Raw genomic sequence first — 24,660 nt, 5'->3', positions numbered from 1 at the left:
TTACTGGCCCCTGGCTTCGTCCACGAAGCGGTTGGTGAAGGTATCCTCGACCTTCACCTTGGCGTACTCCGGCTCGAACGCGGACAATACGCGCCACTCCTGCCGTGCGGCGTCCTCCGGCATGCGGCCATCGCTGGCGAACATGCCGATCTGCTCGCGCAGCACCTTGAGGTAGGCCGCTTCGTCCTTGCCCTTTACGTCGGCGGGGATCAGCGCCGCGATCTCCTCCGGCGTGTGAGTATTGATGTAGCGGAGCGTGCGCACGAAGGCGCGCGCCAGCAGCCGCGCGATCTCCGGATGGGCCTTGATGCGGTCGCTGGCCATGTACACGGTACTGCTCGGGAAGGTGGTCCCCAGCGCCGCCCGGGTGCCGGCGACCGTGGTCAGGTCCGCGAACACGCTGGCCACGCCGCGCTCCAGGTAGTAGTCGCCGTCCGGGACAGGCGCCACCACCAGGTCGGCGCTGCCGTCAGCCAGCGCGGCGGCGTTCTTCTCCTTGCCGTCGGTGCCGAGGCGGACGTAGTCGCTCAGCTTCAGGCCGCCCGCCAGCACCAGGCTGTTGGCGACGGTCGTCTTGGACGAGCCGGCGCCGCCCGAGATGATCCGCGCGCCCTTCAGGTCGGCCGGTGTGTGCAAGCGCTCCTTGGCGCGGTTCGACACCAGCACCTGCATGCCGGGCGTCAGGCCGAGCGTGACGATGGCCTCGCTCTTGAAGCCCTGCGCCTGGTTGGCGATGTTGTGGTGGTAGTAGGCCAGCACGGCGTCGATGCGGCCGTCGCGCAGCTGGTCGCCGTGCCACATCTCGTTGCGGGTATTGACCACCGTGACCGCCATCGCGCCTTCGCGCAGGTAGCCCAGCCGCTCGGCCACCAGCACCGGGAAATTGCGGATCGCGCGGATCTCGTCGACCAGCAGCACCACGCGATTCGACACCTCGACCGGCGTGGTCGCCGGGGCGAGCTTCGGCTCGGCGCTCGCCGTGGTGCAGAACGCGGCCGCCAGCGCGGCCATGAAAACAATTCGCTTCATTGAAGTCCTTTCGGTTTGATCAGCCGATGCGGGAGATGAAGAACAGCGCGAGCGTCACCACGATGGCGCCGCCGATACGGGTGGCGATCTGCGCGAACGGCATCATCTGCATGCGGTTGGCCGCGGTCAGGATGGCCACGTCGCCGGTTCCGCCCTGGCCACTGTGGCAGGCGTTGACGATAGCGGTCTCGATCGGGTACATGCCCATGCGGCGCCCGACCACGAAGCCGGTCGCCATCAGCGTGGCCACGGTGGCCACGATGGTGATCAGGTTCGCTACGGTGAACGAGGCGATCAGTTTCTCCCACGGCGTCATCGCCGCGCCGATGGCGAACAGCAGCGGGTACGTGACAGCCGTCGAGAAAAATTTATAGACCACGTGCGAGCCCTGCTGCAGCTGCGGCGACACGACGCGCCAGAGCTTGAACATCACGGCGATGAACAGCATCGCGACCGGCGCCGGGAAGTCGAACAGACGGAAGCACATCAGGCCCACCATGTACAGCGTGATTGCGGTGATGCCCGCAGCAGCCACGCCACCGACGTCTTCGACCGCGGCAGCCGGCTGCAGGCTGGCCGTCGGCAGCTCCTCTTCCACGCCCGGCTGCAGGCGGCCCTCGCCGGTCAGGTGGGGATAACGCTTGCCGACGAAATTGAGAGTACCGGACATCAGGATCGCGCTCAGGCTGCCCAGCATCACCGGCGGCAGTACTTCCGCGAACAGGTCGCCCTGGGCCAGGCCGAGGATGGACGCGTAGCCGACCGACAGCGGGATCGCACCCTCGCCCACGCCGCCCGCCATGATCGGCACGACGATGAAGAACAGGGTGTGCTTCCAGCCCAGCCCGAGGCCGGTGCCGACCGCGGTGCCGACAATCGCCGCGATCACGGTGCCCGCCGCGAGCGGTACGAATATCTTCAGGAAGCCCTTCACCAGCACCGTGCGGTCCATGCTGAAGATGCTGCCGACGATGATCGACGCGATGAACAGGTAGAGGAAGTTGGTGACCTTGGTGAACTTGACCACGTTATCCAGCAGGACCGGCGGGATCGCATGCAGGTACACCAGCAGCGAGGGCACGAAGGTGGCGAAGATGGCTGCGGCGCCGATGTGGCGCAGCACGGGCAGGCGCTTGCCGATTTCGGCACAGGTGAAGCCGCCCACGCACAGGATCGCCATCGATACCGAGATATCGGTGGGCACCTTGCCCAGGGCGACGAAGCCGCCGATCAGCGCGAGCAGCAGGACATAAATCGGCAGCGGCAGCACGCCGACGCGGGTATCCATCAGGCGCCACCAGGCGGCGCGCCAGGCCGGCGCGGCATCGGCCGCCGGCGTCGCCGCCATTGCGGCGGAAGGCAGGTCAAGAGGTTTCACTTCGGTCTCCATCATCGTTGTTGTGGCAGGATCAGCGCGAGAAGGTCAGCACGCTGAAGGTATTGGGCAGGAAGCGCGTGGTGCCCTTTCCATCGTCGCCGTAGGTCTCGACGTATTGGGCGTTGACCAGGAAGACCTTGCCAGTCGCCTCGTCCAGCACGCCGGTGCGCGCCATCGGGCGGGTGCCGATGGTCTGCGCGACGCGGTACTGGTCGGCGCTTGCCTGCGCGATCACGGTCATGGTGGCGTCCTGGCCGTTGGCGGTGAGGATGGCAGCCTTCTTCGCGTCATACATCACCTCGTCGACACCTCGGCCGATCGGCAGGCTCGCGATCTGGCGGCCGTCCTGCGCATCCAGCACCGCGAGCTGCGGGCCGGCAGCGCCCTTGCCTCGGCAGCCGACGAACACGCGCTGGTGGGTCAGGTCCAGGTCCAGCGAAGATGGCTGCTTGCACTCGCCCAGCGCGAAGCTGCCGGTTTCCTTCAGCGCGCGTGCGTCGATGCGCGACACCAGCGCGCGGTCGCGCAGCGGCAGGAAGATGTTGCCCTTTCCGTCCGGACGCGGTGCGTCCACCTTGATGCTCTTCAGGACCACGCTGCCGATCTCCTTGCCGGTGCGGCCGTCGAAGAACAGCACCGGCGTGGTGCCGGCATGCTCGTCGGCCTCACCGACCATTGCGAAGCGCTGGGTCACGGCGTCGTAGGTGGCGCCGTCGAAGCCGTCGGTGCTGCTCTTGGCACGGCTGATGGTCTTTAGCGTCGAAGGGTGGAACAGAATGACGTCGCCCTCGGTGGTGCCGGCGATGCCGAGATCAAACTCGGGCGCGAGCGCCGAGGTGTTGGTGCCCTCGCTCCTGTCGAGCGTCTTGATCATCTTGCCCGCGCGGGTGTCGTACACATGAAGGCCATCGGCGCGGTGGGCGATGAACAGGTGGCCGCGCTTGGCGTCCAGTACGTTGTAGTCCCAGCCGGTGTCGCTGCTCTTGATGGTGACCACCTTCTCCAGGTGGTAACCCTGCTGTTCGGCGGCGCCGGCGGCGCAGCAGGCCAGCAGCGCGGCGGCGGCGATCAGGGTGCGGTGAATTTTGTTCATCAATGTCTCCTTTGTTTATTTGATTTAGCGGCCCATCTTGAAGCCCCAGGTGAGGCCGAAGCGCGCCTCGGTGATGCGGGCGCCGTCGCTGCGCACGCGGCGCACGCCGGCGTCGAGCGCGAGCTCCTCGCCGACATTCCAGATAGCGCCGACAAGCGCCCCGCGCGAACGCGGCTCTCCGGCGGTATGCTCGTGCGTCAGCTCCAGCACCGGGCGTACCTTCCAGTCCTCCGGACCTTCGAGGATCACGCCGTGGAACTGGCCCCAGTGGTGGGCGCGATCGCGCTCGCTGGCCACGTTCACGTGCACCGTTCCCCAATTGAAGCGCTGCGATGCGATGGCTGCGCAGCTGCCGCCGCTGCCCTGTTCACCGTGATAGCCAGGCAGCAGCGCCGCGCACTCCACGGCGACGCTGATGCCGCTGCCTCCGTCCTGCAGGCTGCCGTGGCGCAGCACGTGCTTGATCGAGACCTGGGTGTCGTTCAGGCCGGTGCGGTACGGTGCGTCGGTGCGGTCGATGGCGGTGTTCAGGCGGCCCTCGATCACCAGTTCGGTATCGTCGATGATGCCGAAGTTGAATACGGCGCCGGGGAGCGTGCGCATCCGGCCGCCGGTCTGGCGCAGGTAGCCGCCGCCCAGTTCTAGCTCGAACATGCCCTTCTCGGCGACGGCGGCATCGGTGCCGTCGAAGGGGCGGTAGGCGTAGGCCGAGGGCATGGCCAGCATCGCTGCCACCGCCAGCATCAACGGCGACAGCGCGCGCGCGGCGCGAAACTGCAACTGCATGGTGTCTCCTTTTGTTTATTGATGCATGCAGCGTAAAGCGCCATCCTTGAATCAACCTGAACCTTCCCTGAAAGTTCGTTCATGTTCGGCGCGGGGACGAAAAAAAACCGCGCCTCGGCGCGGTTTAAACGTGTACCTATGGCGGGCGGCTCAGTTCCCGCCTTCGGCCACGGCCTGCTTCCAGGAGTGGAGCAATTCTTCATGGCGCTGCGGCTGGATCGGCCCGGTCAGGTCGAGATTCACCGCGATCGGCCGCACATGGCCATTAATCTCGCGCAGCAGCCTGGCCTGCGACACCTCGGCATCGACATCGGCGCGGATCGGCGCAAGCTTGACCGCGTCGCCCAGCACCTTCTGGCCGTGGGCGGACAGCAGGAAGTCCGTCCACAAGCGCGCCGCATTCGGATGGCGCGCATGGGCGGCGATGAAGGTGACGCGCGTCAGCACCATCGTGAAGTCCTTCGGCAGCACCACGCCAAGGTGCGGCAGGTCGGCCTGCGAACGGCTCATCGCATACGCACCCATCACGTTGTAGCCGATCAGGTATTCGCCCGAGTTGATCTTGGTGAGCATGTTGCCGGTGCCCGGCGAGGGCTGGTAAGCCGCCGCACCCATGCTGCGCAACAGCGCCGGCATCTCCTTGTAGTGCTGGAGGTCCTGCGCCGCGAACATGAAGCCGACCCCGCTCTTCTCGATATCGAAGGCCGTCACCTTGCCCTTGAAGCGCGGGTCGCGAATGACGCGGGCAAAGCTGGCGTGGTCGCGCGGCACCTGGTCGCCCTGCACCAGGTCCTTGTTGTAGACAATCGCCACCGGCTCGAAGGTGGTGCCGTACGCGAGGTCGCGATAATTGGCCCACGCCGGCACCTTGTCGGCCTGCGGCGAATGCCAGGCCTGCGCGTAGCCTTCCTTGACCAGCTCCATCTGCAGGTCCATCGACGAACTCCACACCACGTCCGCGCCCTCCGCCTTGCCATCGTGCTCGCGGACCCAGGCATCCATCTCGTTGGAACCCAGCTCGCCGTCGTAATCGACCTCGATGCCCGGGTACATGCGCATGAAGTCCTGCACCAGCGGGGCCGCCGCCTTGTTACTCAACACGCTCTTCACCACCAGCTTGCCCTCGGTGCGCGCGGCGTCGACGATGTGCTGGTAGTCGGCCGGGTAGCCGCGCGGCGGGGCCGCATGGGCGGTGGCGCATGCCAGGGCCAGTGCGGCCGCGATCAATTTCAGTGCCATGTCTGTCTTCCTTTAGTAATCGATCTTCGCGCTGAACTTGTAGCTGCGGTCCATGCCTGCGCCGTAGGTGCCGGTGGCGACCGCGTTCCAGTAGCGGCGGTTGGCCAGGTTGTCGACGTTCAGCTGCAGCGACAGGCCGTGCCCGGCGATCTTGGTGGAGTAGCCGATGCCGGCCGAGTACAGCAGCACCGACGGGATCATCCCCTGGTTCTGCGGGTTGATGTTGCGCTCGCCCACGTACGAGGCGCCGGCGCGCAGGCGCAGTCCCGGCACTGCCTGCACCTTGTAATTCAGGCCGGTGCTGACCACCAAATGCGGCGTGTTCTCCGGCCGCTTGCCGTTGATGTCGGTGTCGGACACCTGCACGGAATTCATCAGCTGGCCGGATACATCGAGGCTGAGCTGGCGCGTCAGTTCGGCGTTGATGGTGGTCTCGACGCCCTTGAAGCGGTTGATGCCGACGTTGGCGAAGATGCCGGTCGACGGCTCGGTGATCGCGTTCGGGCGTTTGATGTCGAAGTAGGCCAGGCTCGCGTTGATGCCCTTGAAGTAGGCAGTGCGGATGCCGAACTCCGACTGGGTGGCCACTGCCGGCGGCAGGATCTCGCCTGCGTTCAGGGTCTGCTTGTTGGTGGGCGCCACTGCGCCCTCCTCCAGGCCCTTCATGTAGCTGGTGTAGATGGTGGTGGCCTTGGTCACGTCGTACAGCACGCCGAACGCGGGCGAGGACGTGGTGCCCGCCGTGACGCCCTTGGCGTTGCGGAAGTCGAAACGGGTCTGGCGCAGGCCGAGCAGCAGCTTCCACTTGTCGTCCACGTGCACGGTGTCATAGACGTACACGCCGGTATTCAGGCTGGTGGAATCGGCGAACACCAGCGGCCCGGCCGGCAGGATCGGCGCCGCCAGCACCATTGGCGCATAGATGTTCTGTTTCTGGCCGGCCGGCTGCACGTTCGGATTGGTCGAGGTGCGGGTCAGGCGGTCGGTGCGCGACACGCCCATGGTCAGCTCGTTGTCCAGCCCGAAGGTGTCGAAGTGGCCGGCCACCTCGGCGCGGCTGAATTTGGTCACGTACTTGTTGGCGATGTAAGTGACGTTGTTGTTGCCAATGCCCGAATCGAGATTGGTACCGATGTCGATGCGGTCCTGGATGCGGGTGCGGTCCGAATCCGAACGCGACACCTCGAAGGTGGCGCGCCAGCCCGGGGCGATGGTGTAGAGCGCGCGCAGCTGCTCGTTGGTGGTGCGCGGATGGTAGACGTCCCAGGTGCCCGACAGCAGATTACGTGGATCCGGCACACGCGGCACCGGAATCTTTCCGGTCTTCGGGTCAACCGGCGACAGGCTCACGCTGGCCTGCTCCACCACGTCCTTGCGGTAGTTTTCCACGTCCAGCAACAGGGTCAGCGCGCGGTTCACGCGCCAGTCCAGCGCGGCGCTCGCAAAACTGCCGGTGCCGGAGGCGTCCTCGATGCCATTTTCGAGATGGGCGCGCGAGACGTTGACGCGGATGCCGAACTGCTTGTTGTCGCCGAAACGGCGGCCGATGTCGGCGCCGACGTTGGCCTGGCCGAATGCGTTGCCCGACAGCGAAGCGCTGGTGACGTCACGGGCGCCGGCGCGCTTGGTCACCAGGTCGATGATGCCGGCCGGGCTGGCGATACCGAACATCAGCGCGTTCGCGCCCTTCAGCGCCTCGATCCGCTCCTTGTCTTCGGTCGGGAACGACATCACGCCGGTGATCGGGAGGCCGCCGTTGAGGCGATAGTCGGTGAACAGGTTCAGCTGGATGCCGCGGATGCGCACCGCGTCGTTGGCGCTGCCCTTGGCGTTGCTGCTGGAGACACCGGCCACGTTCTTGATCGCGTCGGCGTAGCCGTCCTGGGTGTCCATCGCGTCCATCGCGGCGCGGCTCACGACGTTCTTCGTCATCATCGACTGGGTGTCGACGGTGACGGCCTTTGGCGCTTCGTCGGTGGCGGCCTGCGCAAAGGTGGAAGGGGTGGCCAGGACACTGGCCAGGCCAAAGGCTGCGCAAAGCGCTGCCGGGATGCGGGCACGCTGGAATTCCAAAATCTGTCTCCTTCGGCACCCTGGTCACCGCTCTTTGGAGCATTTGGGCCGGATGCCTGTTCGTTAGAATTATGTCTGTTTGCCGTCCTGGCCGAAAGCTCCAGTCGACATGGTCATGCTAATAATGCTGTATTAACCGCTTCTGAATTGATCCTGAAATCCTGTTCAGGTTTGCGTTCAGATATCCAGAACCAGCAGCGGCGTGCGCGAACGCGAGCAGCACGGCAGGATGCAGCGCTTGCTGGCGCGCTGTTCGTCGCTCAGGTACAGGTCGCGGTGATCGGGCTCGCCTTCCAGCACGGTGGTCATGCAGGTGCCGCACACGCCCTGCTCGCACGAACGCGGCACGTCGATCCCTGCCTTGGCCAGTCCCTGCAGCAGCGACTGGCCGCTGGCGATCGTGATCACCTTGTTGCTGCGCGCCGCGCGCACCTCGAAGGGCTGGTCGGCGCTGCTGGCCACCACCTCGCCGGCAAAGTATTCGCGGTGCAGGTTGGCCTTGTCCCAGCCCAGGCGCGCAGCCGTCTCCAGCACCGCGTCCATGAAGCCCTTGGGGCCGCACACGTACAGGTGGCGTGCGGGCGACGGATCAACCAGCAGCGTGTTCAGGTCCAGCAGCTGCTCCGGAGCGCCGTCGCTGAGGTGCAGCGCGGTGCTGTCGGCGAAGCGCGACTCGATGTAGCCGGCAAAGGCCATCGCCGAGCGTGAACGGGCCCGGTAATGCAGGCGGAAACGCGCACCCTGGTCGGCCAGGTGTTCGGCCATCGACAGCAGCGGCGTGATGCCGATGCCGCCCGCAAGCAGCAGCGTTTCGCCTGTGGTTTCGGCCAGCGGGAAGTGGTTGCGTGGCGCGCTGATCTCCAGCAGGTCGCCCTCGCGCACCTGCGTGTGCAGCAACTCCGACCCGCCGCGCGACTTGGGATCGCGCAGCACGGCGATCACGTAGCGGTGGAATTCACACGGGTTGTTGCAGAGCGAGTAGCGGCGCACCAGGCCGCGCTTCAGGTAGACCTCGATGTGCGCGCCCGGCGTGAATGGCGGAAGAACGCCACCGTCGGCGGCCACCAGCTCGAAGCGCACGATGTCGTCCGCTTCGACGGTGCGCGCGGCGACGCGCACGCTCAGCCGGCCGGCCGGCGCGCGGCGCAGCGAGCGGCGCAGGAAGCTGGAGATGCCCGTGTAGCCGAGCAGCGGCACGCCGAGCAGGCCAAACAGCATCACGCATTTGCCCGCCAGCCCGCCGATCAGGCCATTGTGCAGGGACAGCATCCAGAAGTAGAGGCGGTTGCCGGTGCTGCTCTTCGCGTAAGGTTCGAAGCGCAGCGGCGCGGCCGTGCCGGCATCCAGGTAGAGGTAGGTCCGCGCGTTCGGATGCGGCGCGTCGCGCTCGATGAAGAACATTTCGATCGCATCCTTGGCCTTTTCCGGATAGCGCAACTGGCTAACCACGGCCCCGGGAACGGTCTGCTGGCCAACCAGCCAGGCCTGTTCCAGCGTGGCGCGCGCGTCGCCCGGTGCCGATTTCGGCGGCTTGGCGGGCCTCGGTGAAGCGGTGACCGCGTACAGCCCCTGCTTGTACCACTTGAACGCCTGCGGCAGGCCGGTGAGCGCGCTGGCCATCACCACCAGCCCGACGTACAGGCCGACCGTACGGTGCAGGCTCAGGGTGCGGGCGGGGCCGCGCAGCGAGGAGTCGTAGCGCATCGCGCTGCGCATGCCGCGCCGGGTGGACGGCCACCACAGGTAGTAGCCGCCGCCGAGCAGCACCAGCACGGTCAGCAGCGCCGTGGTGCCGGCCACCTCCTCGCCCTCTTCGATGAAGCGCATCCGGTGCAGGCCCTCGATGCTGCCGAACAGGCCGGCGTAGCGGTTGCGCTGCCCCAGCACCTGGGCGGTGCACGGGTTCAGGTAGACCGTGTTCTTGTCCTTGAATCGCACGTACGCGGCCGGTACATGTTCGGTCGTGGGCGCGGCGCTTTCCAGCCGGATGAAGTCCAGCTTGCCCTTCGGGTAGGCTGCGCGCGCCGCCGCCGTCAGTTCGTCGATCGGCGCCCGGCCCAGGCAGGCCGGCACGGTCAGCAGGTCGCGGTCGAGCCGTGGCTCGATCTGCGGCCGGAACAGCATCGACGCGCCGGTCACCGCCAGCATCATCAGCACCAGTCCCGCGGTGAGCCCGGTCCAGCGATGCACCCGCAGCATCGTGAATTGCGAAAGGACTTTGTTCATTGCTGCTCCACTCTAGCGGTCAGGCCGTCATTGCTTGCGCCGCGCGCGCCGCCGCCATCTGCCGGCGCCGTCCCAGCCAGCTGCCGATGCCGGTCCACGCCAGCACCGGCACGCACAGCGCGCCAAGCATCAGCAGCAGCTGGGCCACCACGCCGCCCACGTGGCCGGTGTGCAGCGACAGCAGCCAGAAATACAGCTTGTGCCCCGCGCTGTTGGAGGCGTACGGCGTGTAGCTCAGCACCTCGCCGGTGTAGGCGTCGAAGTTCAGGTAGGTGCGCGCGTTCGGGTGCGGCGCGTCGCGCTCGATCAGGTACATGTCGACCGGCGCGCGCGGCTTGTGCGGAATATGCATCAGCACGTCCTGCGGCTCCGGCACGATCGACTGCGCACGCTGCCACAGCGCTTCCATCGGCAGGCGCGCGGCGCCTTCGGCCGGCTTGGCCGACTTGGGCAGCTTGGCCGGCGGCGGCGAGCCGGTGATGGTGTAGATGCCCTGGCGGTACCAGTCCAGCGCCTGCGGCAAGCCGCTCAAGGCGCTCACCAGCACAATGGGCATCGCGACCAGGCCGAACACCTTGTGGCGGTTGATGTTGCGGGCGCGTCCGCGCAGCGCGGGGTCGAGCTTGAGCGCGCCGCGCCAGCCGGCGGCGCTGGCCGGCCACCACAGGAAGATGCCGCCGGCGACCAGCAGTGCCACGAACGCCAGCACCGACGTGCCGGTGACGATGCTGCCGTTGTCCATGAAACGGAAGCGGTGCAGCTGTTCCAGCGTGCCGAACAGGCCGGCGTAGCGGTGGCGCTGGCCCAGCACCTCGCCGCTGCAGGGGTCGAGGTAGACGAAGGTCTGGTCGGTGAAGCGCACCATCGCGGACGGGATGCGGCCGCCTTCCGCTTTCGGCGCCAGCAGGCGCACGTAGTCGAGCGTGCCACCGCTGTGCAGTGCGGCCGCATTCGCCGCCAGCTGGTCGATCGAGGCATGGCCGTCGCAGGCCGGCACGGTCAACAGGTCGCGGCTTTCCATGGGTTCGAGCTGTGGCCGGAATGCGAGCGTGGCGCCGGTCACGGCGATCCACAAGATGACGATGCCGACCGTCAGTCCGGCCCAGCGATGCAGCGGCAGGATGCCGCGATAGAGGTGGCGTTTCATGCGTTGTCTCCATGTGTTCGGGCCGCCGGTACGCACGCCGCCGGTCCACTATTTTTTTCTTGCAGAACCCGAAATTCGGTATATGCTTGCGCCGTTGTCGGGCCAGCTTGATGCCGATAGTGCGGCGCGAACCTGAACCGAACCTGAAAGCCAGTGATATGAAAGTCTTAATCGTCGAAGACGAAGTCCGTCTCGGCCAATTTCTCAAACAGGGCATGGTCGAGCACTCGTACACGGTCGGCCTCGCCCACTCCTGCGCCCAGGCGCGCGACGCACTCTGCGACACCCACTACGACGCGATCGTGCTTGACCTCGGGCTGCCCGACGGCGATGGCCTCGACCTGCTGCGCGAGTGGCGCCGCAGCGGCTTCAACGAACCGGTGCTGATCCTGTCCGCGCGCGACACCGTGGAAGACCGCATCCGCGGCCTGGACATCGGCGCCGACGATTACCTGCCCAAGCCCTTCAGCCTTGAGGAACTGCAGGCGCGCATCCGCTCGCTCCTGCGGCGCCATTCGACCGCGAAGGAGACCGTGCTCGAGCACCGCGGCATCCGCCTCGACCTGCTCGCGCACGCAGTGACCTTCAACGGCCAGCCGGTCGACCTGACCAGCCGCGAATTCGCGCTGCTCGAAATCTTCATGCAGAACGTCGGCCGCATCCTGCCGCGCACCCTCATCGCCGAGAAGATCTGGGCCGCCGCCTACGACATCGACACCAACCTGCTCGACGTCTACATGAGCCGCCTGCGCGCGAAGCTCGACTGCGAACCGGGCAAGCCGCTGTTCAAGACGGTGCGCGGCGTCGGCTACCAGCTGGTCTGACACCATGCTCTGGCGCCAGTCGATCAGCACCCGCCTCGCCGTCTGGTACGCCGCGGCCGCGAGCGCGACCCTGTTCTGCCTGTTCGCGGCCGGCTACTTCATCCTCGAAGCGCAGCTGGTGCATGGCCTGGACCAGCTCAATACGTCCGAATTCGGCGAGCTGCGCGCGCACCTGATGCGCGACTACAAACCAGACGATCCGGCTTTCGTGGAGACCCGGCTGCGCAAGCCGGTGGAGCGCGCCCACGCCCTGTTCTACGTCGCCATCGAAGACACGCGCAACGAATCCGACTTCCGCTCGTCCAACCTGGGCGACGTGCAGCTGCCGGCCAATCCGCGCCACGACGCCTACAACATCGTGCTGCCGCAGGCGGGCGAACTGCGGGCCGGCGTGTTCCGCCTGGCGCCGCTGGTGATCACGGTCGCCACGCCGATGCAGGGCGCGCGCGCGCAGCTGCGCGACTACCTGCGCATGTGCGCCGCGCTGATGGTGGCGATGGTGGCCGCCAGCCTTGGCATCGGCATTGTCCTGAGCCGCGCCGCGCTCAAGCCGATCCGCCTGATCAGCGAGACCGCCAACCGCATCGGCTCGGACAATCTCGACGAACGGATTCCGGTGGGGGTGGTGAACGATGAAGTGTCGACGCTGGCACGCATGCTGAACCAGATGTTCGACCGGCTGCAGGCCTCGTTCAACGAGGTGCGGCGTTTTTCGGCGGAGGCGTCGCACGAGCTGAAGACGCCGCTGTCGCTGATCCGCCTGCACGCCGAGAAGATGCTGCGCGAAGGCGTCTCGCCGCAGCACGAGGAAGCGCTGATCGTCCAGCTGGAGGAGATCGCGCGGCTCGACCAGATCATCGAGGAGCTGCTGTTCCTGTCGCGCGCCGAGGCGAATGCGATTTCGTTGCAGTCCGAAGAAGCGAATCCGGCCGCCTTCCTGCAATGGTTCGCGCAGGACGCGCAGGTGCTGTGCGAGCACCACAGCCTGCGTTTCGCCCAGACCCACGATGGCGAGGGCCGTGTCAGCTTCGACCGCAAGCGCGTGCGCCAGGTGCTCCTGAACGTGCTCACGAATGCGATCAAGGTGTCGCCGCCCGGCGCCCACATCACGCTGCGCTCGGTGCTGGAGGACGGCACCTGGACGTTGGTGATGGAGGACGAAGGCCCCGGCCTGCCGGACCACGAGCACGAACGCATCTTCGAACGCTTCGTGCGCGTCAAGCAGCCGGATGCCGATGACCGCGGCAATGGGCTGGGACTGGCGATCTGCCGCAGCATCGTCACGCTGCACGGCGGGCGCATCCGCGCGCGCAGCGGCGCGGCCAAGGGCCTGCAGGTGGTGATCGAGCTTCCGGCGGCATCAAGCGCCGCGAGCGTCGCGGCCTAAGCACCCAAAACTGCCGCCGTCACCGTAAGATAGAACGTCCCGCGCAGGCGGGAACGACGGAGCACATCTTGCGTCAAGGCTGCTGCAGCAGCACTTCGCGCGCCGCCTTCACCAGCGCCGCGCCCATGCGCTCCAGCCGCGCCGGCTGGATGCGCCACGCGTGCCAGTACAGCGGCACGTCGACATGCAGCTTCGGCGTCAGGTCGACCAGCGCGCCGGATTCCAGCATCGCCGCGCACTGCTCCAGCGGCAGCATCCCGTAGCCCAGGCCGAGGCGGATCGCCTGCACGTACGGATCGCTGGCCGGCACGTAGTGGAAGGGATAGGCGCCCTCGGGCAGCCCGAAATGCTGCAGCAGGAAATTGGTCTGCAGCGTGTCCTTGCGGTCGAAGACCATCACCGGCGCATGGCGCGCCGCCTCGCGGTTGATCCCGTCTGGGAACCAGCGCCGCGCGAACGCCGGGGCGGCCACGAGAAGATAGCGCATCAGGCCAAGCGCGCTCACGGCGCAGCCCCGCATCGGTTCGTTCTCGCCCGAGATGCAAGCCACGGCCTGGCCGTGCTCCAGCAGCGCGAAGGTGTGGCCCTGGTTGTCGAGCACAAATTCGACCAGCAGCTTTTCCTCGATCAGCACCGGCGCCAGCACCGGCAGCAGCCAGGTCGCCAGCGTGTCGTTGTTCACCGCCAGCGTGACGCGCACCGGCCCGGCATCGTTCTCCGTATCGGCCACGAATTCCGCTTCAAGCAGCGCGCGGCGGCGCAGGAACTGCAGCAGCCGCGTGCCCGGCGCGGTCGGGCGGCAAGGCCGCGTGCGCACCAGCAGTGGCGTACCCATCTCCTGCTCCAGCGCCGAAATCCGCTGCGACACCGCCGACGGGGTGATGCGCAATTGGAGCGCGGCCTGCTCCAGGCTGCCCGTGTCGACGGCGGCGAGGAAGGCTTCACTGCGGCGCGGATCGATCTTCATAACATTAGCCCTGCTTACCTAACTTTAATTTTCATTAATATAATTGATGAACTGAACCTTGTCCTTCATCCTGTCGAAAAAACCAAGGGAGCAAGGCGATGTTTTCGCAACAGATTTTCATGCAGGGTTTGGGAATGGGCGCCAGCCTGATCATGCCGATCGGCGCCCAAAACGCGCACGTGATCCGCACCGGCATCCGCGGCAGGCACGTGGCGCTGACGGTGGCCACTTGTGTGCTGATCGACGTCAGCCTGATCGCACTCGGGATGGCGGGCTTCGGCGCGCTGATCGAATCGTCGCCGCTGCTCATGGCCTTGAGCCGCTACGGCGGCGCCCTATTCCTGCTGTGGTACGGCCTGCGCTGCCTGGTCAGCAGCTGGCGCGGCGGCGATGCGCCGAACCTGTCCGGCCAGCCCAACGGCGGCGCGCACCAGGCGCTGGGCACGGTGCTGGCGATGTCGCTGCTCAATCCCCATGTCTACATGGACACCGTGGTGCTGCTGGGCGCGGTAGGCAGCAGCCTGGCCGCCAGCCACCGTCCCTCGTTCGCGGCCGGGGCGATGCTGGCCTCGCTGCTGTGGTTCACCGGCCTTGGCCTGCTGGCGCGCCGCTGCTCATCCGTGCTCGGACGGCCCGCGGTGTGGCGCTCGATCGAAGCCTTCACCGGCTTGACCATGCTGGTACTGGCCGCCTTGCTGCTGCGCGTTTGAGGCGATACCACCAGCACAACCGTCCATCCAGGGTCAGGTCGTCCAAAGAATCAAGTTTGCGGTACAGGAATTCTGATTCATTGGACGACCTGACCCCAAACGCTTTTTACTACATCGATTCATGCAGTAACACACTCGACCGAATCGTGCTGTCGTTGACTGTCCCCGACCCCAGTGGAATACTCGGGATTCACCGAGCTAGTCCGGGCGGCATCCAACAAGGGAGTTCAACATGGCTACTACGTACAAAGTGGGTTACTTCGTTGGCAGTCTTGCGAAAGAGTCGATCAACCGAAAACTGGCGCACGCGCTGGTCAAGCTGGCGCCGCCGGACCTGAGCCTGACGGAGATCCCGTTCAAGGACCTCCCGCTATACAGCTACGACTACGACGCCGACTTCCCACAGGTCGCCAAGGACTTCAAGCAGGCGATCGCGGACGTGGATGCGCTCTTGTTCGTTACGCCGGAATACAACCGCTCGATTCCCGGCGGCCTGAAGAATGCGATCGACTGGGCCAGCCGTCCGTACGGGAAGAATTCCTTCACCGGCAAGCCGTCCGGCATCATCGGCACCTCGCCCGGCGCGATCGGCACCGCCATTGCCCAGGCCAGCCTGCGCGGCGTCCTGTGCTTCTGCAACTCGCCGCTGATGAACACCGTCGAGGCCTATATCCACTACACGCCCGGCCTGTTCACCGATGACGGCGAGGTGACCAACGAGTCGACCAAGAAGTTCCTGACCAATTACATGAACGAATACCACGCCTTCGTCATTCGCGTGGAAAAGGCCTTTGCCCCCTGACGAAGGGGATTCCATCCTGATCGTGAAGACGGCGGACCCGTGATCCGCTGACGTTCAACCGCCCCCATACCAAATTCGCATAACCTCATAGAATCTCGCCATAAGGTTGATGGCTTAGCGACTTCTCCCTACTCTTCAAACTTGGTGCTGGACAATAATCCGGCGGAGTGAGAAAACAGTGGAGACATCGCAATGAAACCAAGAAGTCACTGGTCAGTTTGTGCGGCAACCGTGCTGGGGGTAACGGTGGCCGGAAACGCGGGCGCGCAGGCGGCCGATCCGGCGCAGGACCGCGCGCAGGCGCCGGCCGCCGCCCCGGTCGAGGTCATCAAGGTGACCGGCACCCGCATCGCGCGCCGCGACGCCGACACCGTCGGCCCGATGATCACGATGACCAGCGACGACATCAAGTTCGCCGCGCCCACTTCCGTCGGCGACATGCTGCAGAGCCTGCCCAACACGGGTGTCAGCCTGAACTCCAACGGCACCCAGGGCACTTCCTTCGGCGTCAGCTCGATCAACCTGCGCTATCTCGGCAGCGCCGAAGGCAGCGGCAACCGCACGCTGGTGCTGGTCGACGGCCACCGCTGGCCCAGCGCCGCCGGCGGCCGCGGCTTCCGCGATTTCGTCGACCTCAACTCGATCCCGCTGGGCATCATCGACAATATCGAAGTGCTGAAGGACGGCGCCTCCGCCATCTACGGCGCCGATGCGATTGCCGGCGTGGTCAACATCCACACCAAACGCCGCCTCGACGGCTTCCAGACCGACCTGCGCGTGGGCGAAACCTCACGCGGCGACAACCGCAATTACAACGGTTTCATCAACTGGGGCAAAAAGCTCGACGCCGCCTCGGTGTTCCTGTCGGCCAGCTTCAACGAGACCAGGCCCATCCTGACCGCCGACCGCGACGTCACCCGCACGGCGCTGGCGCCGCTGACCGCGCCACCGACCAGCCCGCAAGGCCTGTACGTGCTGCCCGGCCTGTCGAACAACAAATACTTCGGTACGCCGGCCGGTTTCGCTTCCAACGCCGCCAACGCCATCACCCGCAACACGGGCGTGACCACGATCGGCAGCGGCGCCGGCGCGGACGACAGCTTCCACCGCGCCGCGCTCCCGGACGACTACTACAACACGCAAACCCAGGGCATCTACGCGACCGGCCCCAGCAAGACCAACGGCCTGTTCGGCCGCCTGAGCTACCGCATCAACGACGATGTCGCCGCCCATGTCGAGGCCATGTATTCCACGCGCCGGTCCAGCCAGCTGTTCGCACCGTTCTCGCTGGACATTCGCGGCAGCAATGGCTTCAGCATCCCGGCCGACCAGGCCTACAACCCCTTCGGCACCGCCAACGGCGTGCCGGCCACCAACGCACTGGGCTTCTCCGGTTCGACCTTCCGCATCCAGCGCGTGCCGGTGGAAGTGGGCAACCGCGACAACGTCCAGCACGTCGCCACCTCGCGCCTGCTGGTCGGCCTCGATGGCAGCACCGAGCTGTGGGGCCACTGGGACTGGGACTTCACCCTGTCGCATTCGAAGACCAAGGCCACCTTCGACGCCTACAACCAGATCAACCTGGAGAATGTGTATCGCGGATTGGGCGCGAACTGCACCGGCAGCTGCGTGCCGCTGAACATCTTCGGCACCATCACGCCGGCGATGGCCGACTACATCCGCTTCAAGGGCCACGACGAAAACAGCACCACCCAGACCGACCTCGCCTTCAACGCCACCCGCACCCTGATGGAGCTGCCGGGCGGCCCGCTGGGCCTGGCGACCGGCTACGAATACCGCAAGGAAGGCGCCGAAGATCTGCCGGATTCCTTCGCCAGCGCACCCTCGTCCGTGCTGCCGCTCGTGAATGGCGTGGCGCAGTCGCCGACCACCGCATCGGGCCGCGACGTGACGCGCGGCAGCTACAGCCTGAACGAAGCGTATGCCGAACTGAGCGCGCCGATCCTTGCCGGCCTGCCCGGCATCGACAAGCTGGAGCTGGATGGCGCGGTGCGCTATTCGCGCTACTCCACCGTCGGCGGCAAGGCCACCAGCAAGCTCGGCATCCTGTACCGCCCGGTGAAATCGCTGCTGGCCCGCGGCACCTGGTCGCAAGGCTTCCGCGCTCCGTCGATCCTGGAACTGTACCAAGGCCAGCGACAGACCAACTTCCCGACCGTCGACCCGTGCAACGGCGGCGGCGCCGGCCTGCCGGGCTGCGCCGGCGTTCCGTCCAGCTACAACCAGAGCCAGTACAACGGCGGCCTGACCCGGGGCATCACCGCCGGCAACCGCTTCCTGAAGCCGGAAACGGCCGACACCTACAGCCTTGGCCTGGCCTGGACGCCGGAGTCGCTGAAAGGTTTCAGCCTGACCGCGGACAAGTTCCTGATCAAGGTGAAGGACGCGATCGCCGCGCAGACCGCGACCCAGATCCTGCAGTCCTGCGCGACTACCGGCAATTTCTGCGAACTCGTGGTGCGCGCGCCGTCCGGCGAAGTGCAGCAGCTGACGCAGGCCGTGGTCAACCTGTCGCGCATCGAGGTGGCCGGCATCGACGCCACCGCGCGCTACGTGGTGCCGGTGGCAGGCGGCAAGATCGATACCGCGCTCGACCTGTCCTACTTGGAACGCTACCGCTCCTATGTGCCGCAGGCCGACGGCTCGGTGGTGATCGACGACCGCGCCGGCAAGGCCGACCAGCCGCGCTCGACCTTCCCGCGCCTGAAGGGCCAGGCATCGCTGCGCTACCTCGCCCCGAGCTGGACCGCAAGCTGGAAGGCGCGCTACATCGGCCACAGCGCCGACCTGCCGGGTAACGCCGTCAATGGCGGCACCGTCAGTGCCGTCACGTATCATGACCTGCAGTTGGGCTACACCCTGCCGAGCGGCAAGGTGACCCTGGCCTTCGGCGTCGACAACCTGTTCGACAAACAGCCGCCGCTGTCGGCCGCCAACAATCCGATCAACTTCGACATCTATACCTACGACGTGCGCGGCCGCTACATGTACGCCAAGGTATCGAGCAAGTTCTAAGCACCGATGAGCCACGCAACGCAACACGGCAGCAAGCGCTGGGCGCTGGACCCGGTCATGATGATGTTCGCGGCGCTCGCCGTCGCGATCGCGCTGACCTGGACCATCCCGTCCGGCCAGTACGAGCGCAAGGGCGGCTCGCAGAACGCGCTGGTGATCCCCGGCACTTATCGCGAACTGCCCAAGGCGCTGGACGCGGCGGCCCTGCTGCCGCCAGCCGGGAAAAAATCCGAGGAAGGCGCCAAGGAGCCGAAAATCGCGCCCGCCACGGTCGCGCGCCCGGTCTCGCCCGCGGCGCTGGTGACGGCGATACCGGAAGGGCTGGCCAGGTCGTCCAGCCTGATCTTCATGATCCTGCTGCTGGGCGGCATGTTCGGCGTGCTGCGCACCTCGGGCGCGCTGGACGCCGGCATCGAGCGGCTGCTGTCGCTGACCGGCGGCCGCGCCGGCGTCGTGGTGCCGGTGGTGATGCTGGCGGTGTCGGCGGGCAGCACCTTCCTCGGCCTGATCTCGGAATACCTGCTGATCATCCCCATCGTCATCGCGCTGGCCGAACGGATGGGCCGCAGCCGCCTGTTCGGCTTCGCGATGCTGACGCTGGCGGCCAAGGTCGGCTACCTGGCCTCGGTCACCAACCCGGTCGCGCTGCTGATCGCCCAGCCCATCGTCGGCGCGCCGGCCTTCAGCGGCGCCGGCCTGCGGTTGGCGATCTGGGCCGTGTTCCTCGCGATCGCGATCGCCGTGGTGCTGGGCGTCGGCCGCCAGGACCAGCACACGACCGTGCACTGCGACCACCAGCCGCTGTCGAAGCGCCATCTGGCCGTGCTGCTGGTGATCGGCGCGACGGTGGCGCTGCTGGTGCTGGGTTCGGCCGAATTTGGCTGGCGCGACGCCCAGTTCGCCTCGCTGTTCGTGGTCAGCGCCGCGCTGGTCGGCATCGCCGCCGGCATGACGCCGCGCCAGGGCGCCCACGCTTTCGTGGACGGCATGAAGTCGATGATGCTGGCCGCGCTGCTGGTCGGCATGGCGCGCGGCGTCGAACTGGTGCTGCGCGACGGCATGATCCTCGACACGATCATCGCCTTCGCCTCGCACCACGTGGCCGCCCTGCCCCCGGTCATCGTGGCGCCGCTGGTGATGCTGTTCGAGATGTTCCTGACCCTGCTGATCCCGTCGACCTCGGCCAAGGCGGCCCTGAGCATCCCGATCCTGGCGCCGATCGCGCATAGCGTCGGCGTCAGCGGCCAGACCACGGTGCTCGCTTTCTTGCTGGGCAACGGCTTGGTGAATATGTTCGCGCCGACTTCGGGCATGCTGCTGGCCTACCTGGCGACCGCCAACATTCCCTACAGCACCTGGTTCCGCTTCGTGCTGCCACTGTTCTGCCTGTTCACGGTGCTGTCGGCCGCGGCGGTGATGATTGCCGTGCTGATCGGGTATTGAGTATGAATCACTTCGTTTTACACGACGTCGCCGTGCCGATGCGCGACGGCTGCCGCCTCGCGGCCGACGTCTACCTTCCGGACGACGGCAGCGGCTGCCATCCGGTACTGCTCGAACGCACGCCCTACAACAAGCTGGGCACCAACCATGGCGACCGCAGCAAGGCCGATCCCGCCGCACGCTCCAAGCCGGAGATCGCGGCCATGTTCGCGCGTGCCGGCTACGTGGTGGTGGTCCAGGATTGCCGCGGCCGCTACGCCTCCGAAGGCGGCTTCACCAAATACGTCAACGAAAGCGAAGACGGCGCCGACACCATCGACTGGCTGATGCGCCAGCCCTGGTGCAACGGCCGCATCGGCAGCTTCGGCCTGTCCTACGGCGCCCACGTGCAAAGCGCGATGGCCGCACTGGCGCCGCGCGGACTGTCCGCCATGTTCCTCGACTCGGGCGGCTTTTCCAGCGCCTTCCACAGCGGCATCCGCCAGGGCGGCGCCTTCGAGCTCAAGCAGCTGACCTGGGCGGTCAAGCACGCCCGGCTGGCGCGGGCCACAGCCGCCGACCCGGCGCGCAAGGCGGCGCTGGACGCGCAGGATATCCGCGACTGGATCGGCGTGACGCCATGGTCCGAAGGCCATTCCCCGCTTGCGGCCGCGCCGGAATATGAGCAGTACGTGCTGCAGCAGTGGCGCAGCGAGGTGTTCGACGAATGCTGGAAAAGCCCCGCCCTGTGCGCCCGCGCCCACTATGCCGAGTGGGCCGACGTGCCGATGGTGCATATGTCCAGCTGGTTCGATCCCTACGCGCTGACCGCGGTCGAGAACTATGCCGGCCTGGCGCGCCTGAAGCGTTCGCCGGTGAAGCTGGTGCTTGGACCGTGGACCCACGGCCAGCGTTCCGTCACCTTCGCCGGCGACGTCGACTTCGGCCCCGCCGCCACCCTCGACGACAATATCGCGCCCGACTACACCGCCCTCCGCCAGGCCTGGTTCGACCGCCACCTGCGCGGCGACGACAGCGCGCCCGACTACCTGCCGCAGCCCGTGAAGATCTTCGTCATGGGCGGCGGCAGCGGCCGCAAGGATGCCAATGGCCGCCTGCAGCACGGCGGGCATTGGCGCGACGAGGCGGACTGGCCGCCTCCCTCCACCACGCATACGGTGATGCACCTGCACGGCGACGGCAGCCTGGCCGCGCTGCTGCCGCAAGCCGAGTGCGAGGCGCTGGAATACGATTTCGATCCGCGCGACCCGGTGCCCACCATCGGCGGCGCCATCGCCTCCGGCGCGCCTGTGATGTTCGCCGGCGCTTACGACCAGCGCACCACGCCCGCCATCTTCGGCGCCAAGGCGCCATTCGGCCCGCTGGCGGACCGTCCCGACGTGCTGGTGTTCCAGACCGCACCCTTGGCTGAAGCGGTCGAGGTCACCGGCCAGCTCGTGGCCCGGCTGTGGGTGTCCTCGTCCGCGCTCGACACCGACTTCACCATCAAGCTGCTGGACGTCTACCCGCCGAGCGCGGACTACCCCGAAGGTTGCGCCATAAATTTAACGCATGGCATACTGCGGATGCGCTTTCGCGACTCCTTCGAACACCCGACCCTGCTGGAACCCGATGCCGTCTACCAGATCGAGATCCCGACCTACCCGACCAGTAACCTGTTCGCGGCGGGCCATCGCATCCGGATTGACATCTCGAGCAGCAATTTCCCCCATTTCGACGTCAATCCCAACACCGGCGCGCCGGCGGGCACAGTGTCGGAGCCGGTGGTCGCGCACAATCGCCTTTTCGTTGGACACGGGCGGCCGTCGGCCATCCTCCTGCCGGTCATTCCCTGAGGAGGGCGCGTGGGCGAGCTGAGGGACGAGATCAGCTTCAAGTCCCTGCGCGCCTTCCACGAGATCGTCACCAGCGGCTCGGTCACGGAAGCGGCGCGGCGCATGGGCATGAGCCAGCCGGCGGTCAGCCGCATGCTGGCCCAGCTGGAGCAGCAGATCGGCTTCGAGCTGTTCTTCCGCGACCACGGGAGGCTGGTGCCGACCCAGGATGGCATCCTGCTGTTCGACGAGGTCGACCAGTCGATGGGCAGCGTGGAGCGGGTCTACACGCTGATCCGCGACATCGGCGACTACCGCGTCGGCCAGCTGAAAGTGGTGGCGCCGCCCAGCTTCTCCGAGGGCGTGCTGCCGGACATCGTCAGCGCCTTCCTGGAGCGCTTTCCGCGCGTGCACCTGTCGATCGATTCGCGCAGCATCGAGACTTCCAAGGCGATGATCGCCACCCGCGCGGCGGACTGCGGCTTCGTCAAGCTGCCGCTGGGCCGCACCGACCTCCACTTCGAGCACATCGTCTCCAGCGCCACCGTGTGCGTGCTGTCGGCCGGCCACCCGCTGCGCAGCCAGCGCGTGCTGACGCCGCAAAAACTGCGCGGCCATCCACTGATCCTGCTTGGCCTGGGGCGAACTTCGCGCGCCCAGATCGAAGCAGAGTTCGCGCGCGCCGGCGTGCGGCCCGAGGTACGGCTGGAAACGCACACGGTAGGTTCGGCCTGCGCGCTGGCCGAGCGCGGGCTGGGCGTCGCCCTGGTCAACGAGATGCTGGCCACGCCCTACCTGCGCGCGGGCGGCATCGTGCTGCCCTTCGAGCCGACGCTGACCAACGAGTATTCATTCGTGACCTCGGCCCTGTCCGAGCCGAGCCGGCTGACCAAGGCCTTCCTCGAAATCACGAAGGCGCACTTCAATACGGCAGGATCCCCGGCAGCAGCGGCCGGTTCAGGCGCTCGCTCCACCACTTGAGCGCCGAGCCCATGGCCTCGGTGCGCCAGGCCAGCCAGAAGGTTTCGGGCGGGCGCGGGGTCTCGACCTGCAATTCCACCAGCACGCCCTGCTCCAGCTCCACGCGCACGCAGGCGCGCGGCAGGAAGCCGTGGCCCAGTCCGGCCGTCTGGCAGGCGATCTTGGCCTGCATGTCCGGCACCGTGATGCAGTGCTGCCCGTCCAGCAGGCCCACGGTACGGTCGGTGGACGAGCGCGCGCCGTCGCCGACCACGATCGCGGTGTGCTCCAGCAGGTCGTCGCGCGTGAGCGTGCGCCCGACCCGCACCAGCGGATGCGAGGCCGTCACGCAGAACACGAAGTCCAGGCTACCCACCGGCACCGCCTTGTAACCGCCGCCGGGCGGTGGTTCGCCGGCCGCCACGATCAGGTCGGCACGGCCCTCGCGCAGCACTTCCCAGGTGCCGGTCATGGCCTCGGTGCCGATGCGCAGGCGGGTGCCGCAGCGGAGCTCTTCGAAGGCACGGATGTCTTCGTTGAAGGCGCTGGTCGGGATCAGCGAATCGTGCACCAGCCGCAATTCGGCCTCGTAGCCGGTGGCGACCTTGCGCATGCGCGACTCCAGCTGCCTGGCCGCGGTCAGCAGCCAGCGCCCTTCCTTGAGCATTTCCTGCCCTGCCGGCGTCAATACGACGCGCGGACCGTTGCGCACGAACAGCGCGAAGCCCAGCTGTTCTTCGAGCTTGGCAACGGCGTAGGAAATGGTCGACGGCACCTTGTGCAGCCGCTCGGCCGCCGCGGCGAACGAGCCCTGGCGCGCGATGGCGTCGACGATTTCGATGGCTTCCAGCGAGAGTTTGAGCACGGGCGAAGCATCCTCTTGAATGAATATTCGAAATTATCGCTGATATGGCGGCAAACTATTCAAGCTACCGCCCATTGATCCGCGCGAAAATTCTTCCATCGCAACGAACTATATGGAGAAACAAATGCTTGAGATCCGCAAAGCCGAACATCGTGGCAACGCCAACCATGGCTGGCTGAAATCGCGTCACACCTTCTCGTTCGGCCATTACCACGACCCGAAGCAGCAGGGTTTCTCGGACCTGCTGGTCATCAATGACGACCGCGTCGCGCCGGGCCAGGGCTTCGGCACCCACGGCCACCGCGACATGGAGATTTTCTCCTACGTGCTCGAAGGCGCGCTGGCGCACAAGGACTCGATGGGCACCGGCTCGGTGATCGTTCCGGGCGATGTGCAGATGATGAGCGCAGGCAAAGGCGTGCAGCACAGCGAATTCAACCACTCGAAGGAGGAAGGGGTGCACTTCCTGCAGATCTGGATCGTGCCGAACGTGCAAGGCGCCGCACCGCGCTACCAGCAAGTGCACTTCGAAGAGGCCGAAAAGCGCGGCCGCCTGCGCCTGATCATCGCGCCGGAGGGCGAAGGCGGTGCGCTGGCGGTGCGCCAGGATGCCCGCGTCTACGCCGGCCTGTTCGACGGCGACGAGTCGGCGACACTGGACGTCGGGACCGAACGCCATGCCTACGTCCACGTGGCGCGCGGCAGCGTCGAGGTCAATGGCGAGCGCCTGTCCGAAGGCGATGGCGCGCGCATCCGCAACGCCGGCAGCCTGCGCTTCGATCACGGCGAGAAGGCCGAAGTGCTGGTCTTCGACCTGCAGCCGCACGAGCTGCCCTGGTAAGCCGCATCATCGCCGCCGCCTCCGCTTCCCGCGGTTGACG

The 24,660-nt window shown here is 66.7% G+C and carries 19 protein-coding genes; 9 read left to right on the top strand and 10 right to left on the bottom strand.

The window, feature by feature from the left end; all coding sequences use genetic code 11:
* The 8 genes from NX778_RS02125 to NX778_RS02085 form a co-directional block, all read right to left on the bottom strand.
* Nucleotides 1-1,029 carry an ABC transporter substrate-binding protein gene (locus NX778_RS02125; RefSeq protein WP_258810028.1) on the bottom strand — a complete coding sequence of 343 codons (1,029 nt, stop codon included), beginning with the start codon at nt 1,027-1,029 and terminating at the stop codon, nt 1-3.
* A gap of 19 nt (nt 1,030-1,048) precedes the next feature.
* Complete coding sequence (locus NX778_RS02120) at nt 1,049-2,419, bottom strand: 2-hydroxycarboxylate transporter family protein (protein ID WP_370661314.1); 1,371 nt, start codon at nt 2,417-2,419, stop codon at nt 1,049-1,051.
* Nucleotides 2,420-2,438: 19 nt separating this feature from the next.
* Entirely contained in the window at nt 2,439-3,500 is a 1,062-nt protein-coding gene (locus tag NX778_RS02115; RefSeq protein WP_258810027.1) for a YncE family protein, read from the bottom strand.
* 24 nt (nt 3,501-3,524) lie between these two features.
* Nucleotides 3,525-4,286, bottom strand: coding sequence for a hypothetical protein (locus NX778_RS02110; protein ID WP_258810026.1), 762 nt, complete (start codon nt 4,284-4,286; stop codon nt 3,525-3,527).
* 150 nt (nt 4,287-4,436) lie between these two features.
* Nucleotides 4,437-5,525 (bottom strand): ABC transporter substrate-binding protein, encoded by a 1,089-nt coding sequence (locus tag NX778_RS02105; protein ID WP_258810025.1) that lies wholly within the window; start codon nt 5,523-5,525, stop codon nt 4,437-4,439.
* Nucleotides 5,526-5,537: 12 nt separating this feature from the next.
* Nucleotides 5,538-7,598, bottom strand: a complete 2,061-nt coding sequence (locus tag NX778_RS02100) for a TonB-dependent siderophore receptor (protein ID WP_258810024.1) — start codon at nt 7,596-7,598, stop codon at nt 5,538-5,540.
* A 177-nt stretch (nt 7,599-7,775) separates the two neighbouring features.
* Nucleotides 7,776-9,824 carry a PepSY domain-containing protein gene (locus NX778_RS24555; protein ID WP_307727890.1) on the bottom strand — a complete coding sequence of 683 codons (2,049 nt, stop codon included), beginning with the start codon at nt 9,822-9,824 and terminating at the stop codon, nt 7,776-7,778.
* Nucleotides 9,825-9,843: 19 nt separating this feature from the next.
* Entirely contained in the window at nt 9,844-10,971 is a 1,128-nt protein-coding gene (locus NX778_RS02085) for a PepSY-associated TM helix domain-containing protein (RefSeq protein ID WP_258810023.1), read from the bottom strand.
* Between the two features lie 158 nt (nt 10,972-11,129).
* Here NX778_RS02085 and NX778_RS02080 point away from each other — a divergent pair, with 158 nt between their 5' ends.
* Both NX778_RS02080 and NX778_RS02075 read left to right on the top strand, forming a co-directional pair.
* A complete protein-coding gene (locus tag NX778_RS02080) occupies nt 11,130-11,795 on the top strand; it encodes a response regulator (protein ID WP_258810022.1) in 666 nt (221 codons plus the stop codon).
* A gap of 4 nt (nt 11,796-11,799) precedes the next feature.
* Nucleotides 11,800-13,182, top strand: coding sequence for a sensor histidine kinase (locus NX778_RS02075; protein WP_258810021.1), 1,383 nt, complete (start codon nt 11,800-11,802; stop codon nt 13,180-13,182).
* A 73-nt stretch (nt 13,183-13,255) separates the two neighbouring features.
* On the opposite strand, the gene NX778_RS02070 is transcribed toward NX778_RS02075, so the two are convergent.
* Nucleotides 13,256-14,149 carry a LysR family transcriptional regulator ArgP gene (locus tag NX778_RS02070; protein WP_258810020.1) on the bottom strand — a complete coding sequence of 298 codons (894 nt, stop codon included), beginning with the start codon at nt 14,147-14,149 and terminating at the stop codon, nt 13,256-13,258.
* Nucleotides 14,150-14,268: 119 nt separating this feature from the next.
* On the opposite strand from NX778_RS02070, the gene NX778_RS02065 reads away from it, so the two are divergent.
* The 6 genes from NX778_RS02065 to NX778_RS02040 all read left to right on the top strand — a co-directional run bounded on the left by NX778_RS02065 (nt 14,269) and on the right by NX778_RS02040 (nt 22,935).
* Complete coding sequence (locus tag NX778_RS02065; protein WP_258810019.1) at nt 14,269-14,859, top strand: LysE/ArgO family amino acid transporter; 591 nt, start codon at nt 14,269-14,271, stop codon at nt 14,857-14,859.
* A gap of 232 nt (nt 14,860-15,091) precedes the next feature.
* On the top strand, nt 15,092-15,661 hold the full coding sequence (locus tag NX778_RS02060; protein ID WP_258810018.1) for an NADPH-dependent FMN reductase: 570 nt from the start codon (nt 15,092-15,094) through the stop codon (nt 15,659-15,661).
* Between the two features lie 192 nt (nt 15,662-15,853).
* A complete protein-coding gene (locus NX778_RS02055) occupies nt 15,854-18,697 on the top strand; it encodes a TonB-dependent receptor (protein ID WP_258810017.1) in 2,844 nt (947 codons plus the stop codon).
* 6 nt (nt 18,698-18,703) lie between these two features.
* Nucleotides 18,704-20,140: a YfcC family protein gene (locus tag NX778_RS02050; RefSeq protein ID WP_258810016.1), complete on the top strand. Its 1,437-nt coding sequence runs from the start codon at nt 18,704-18,706 to the stop codon at nt 20,138-20,140.
* A 2-nt stretch (nt 20,141-20,142) separates the two neighbouring features.
* The gene (locus NX778_RS02045) at nt 20,143-21,975 is read left to right on the top strand and encodes a CocE/NonD family hydrolase (protein ID WP_258810015.1); all 1,833 of its coding nucleotides are present in this window, start codon (nt 20,143-20,145) and stop codon (nt 21,973-21,975) included.
* A gap of 9 nt (nt 21,976-21,984) precedes the next feature.
* Nucleotides 21,985-22,935 (top strand): LysR substrate-binding domain-containing protein, encoded by a 951-nt coding sequence (locus NX778_RS02040; protein WP_258810014.1) that lies wholly within the window; start codon nt 21,985-21,987, stop codon nt 22,933-22,935.
* Here NX778_RS02040 and NX778_RS02035 read toward each other — a convergent pair.
* Nucleotides 22,877-23,779 carry a LysR family transcriptional regulator gene (locus NX778_RS02035; protein ID WP_258810013.1) on the bottom strand — a complete coding sequence of 301 codons (903 nt, stop codon included), beginning with the start codon at nt 23,777-23,779 and terminating at the stop codon, nt 22,877-22,879. The genes NX778_RS02040 and NX778_RS02035 overlap by 59 nt on opposite strands.
* Before the next feature lie 124 nt (nt 23,780-23,903).
* Here NX778_RS02035 and NX778_RS02030 point away from each other — a divergent pair, with 124 nt between their 5' ends.
* The gene (locus NX778_RS02030; protein ID WP_258810012.1) at nt 23,904-24,620 is read left to right on the top strand and encodes a pirin family protein; all 717 of its coding nucleotides are present in this window, start codon (nt 23,904-23,906) and stop codon (nt 24,618-24,620) included.
* Nucleotides 24,621-24,660: the final 40 nt, after the last annotated feature.

Source organism: Massilia terrae (assembly GCF_024753145.1).
GTDB lineage: Bacteria > Pseudomonadota > Gammaproteobacteria > Burkholderiales > Burkholderiaceae_D > Telluria > Telluria terrae.
The sequence above is the reverse complement of the archived record's forward strand: the minus strand, read 5'-3'. Positions and strand labels throughout refer to the sequence as shown.

Coding starts and splice junctions, on each gene's coding strand:
- NX778_RS02125 (WP_258810028.1), bottom strand. CDS start 1,029: ATGAAGCGAATTGTTTTCATGGCCGCGCTGGCGGCCGCGTTCTGCACC.
- NX778_RS02120 (WP_370661314.1), bottom strand. CDS start 2,419: ATGGAGACCGAAGTGAAACCTCTTGACCTGCCTTCCGCCGCAATGGCG.
- NX778_RS02115 (WP_258810027.1), bottom strand. CDS start 3,500: ATGAACAAAATTCACCGCACCCTGATCGCCGCCGCCGCGCTGCTGGCC.
- NX778_RS02110 (WP_258810026.1), bottom strand. CDS start 4,286: ATGCAGTTGCAGTTTCGCGCCGCGCGCGCGCTGTCGCCGTTGATGCTG.
- NX778_RS02105 (WP_258810025.1), bottom strand. CDS start 5,525: ATGGCACTGAAATTGATCGCGGCCGCACTGGCCCTGGCATGCGCCACC.
- NX778_RS24555 (WP_307727890.1), bottom strand. CDS start 9,824: ATGAACAAAGTCCTTTCGCAATTCACGATGCTGCGGGTGCATCGCTGG.
- NX778_RS02085 (WP_258810023.1), bottom strand. CDS start 10,971: ATGAAACGCCACCTCTATCGCGGCATCCTGCCGCTGCATCGCTGGGCC.
- NX778_RS02080 (WP_258810022.1), top strand. CDS start 11,130: ATGAAAGTCTTAATCGTCGAAGACGAAGTCCGTCTCGGCCAATTTCTC.
- NX778_RS02075 (WP_258810021.1), top strand. CDS start 11,800: ATGCTCTGGCGCCAGTCGATCAGCACCCGCCTCGCCGTCTGGTACGCC.
- NX778_RS02070 (WP_258810020.1), bottom strand. CDS start 14,149: ATGAAGATCGATCCGCGCCGCAGTGAAGCCTTCCTCGCCGCCGTCGAC.
- NX778_RS02065 (WP_258810019.1), top strand. CDS start 14,269: ATGCAGGGTTTGGGAATGGGCGCCAGCCTGATCATGCCGATCGGCGCC.
- NX778_RS02060 (WP_258810018.1), top strand. CDS start 15,092: ATGGCTACTACGTACAAAGTGGGTTACTTCGTTGGCAGTCTTGCGAAA.
- NX778_RS02055 (WP_258810017.1), top strand. CDS start 15,854: ATGAAACCAAGAAGTCACTGGTCAGTTTGTGCGGCAACCGTGCTGGGG.
- NX778_RS02050 (WP_258810016.1), top strand. CDS start 18,704: ATGAGCCACGCAACGCAACACGGCAGCAAGCGCTGGGCGCTGGACCCG.
- NX778_RS02045 (WP_258810015.1), top strand. CDS start 20,143: ATGAATCACTTCGTTTTACACGACGTCGCCGTGCCGATGCGCGACGGC.
- NX778_RS02030 (WP_258810012.1), top strand. CDS start 23,904: ATGCTTGAGATCCGCAAAGCCGAACATCGTGGCAACGCCAACCATGGC.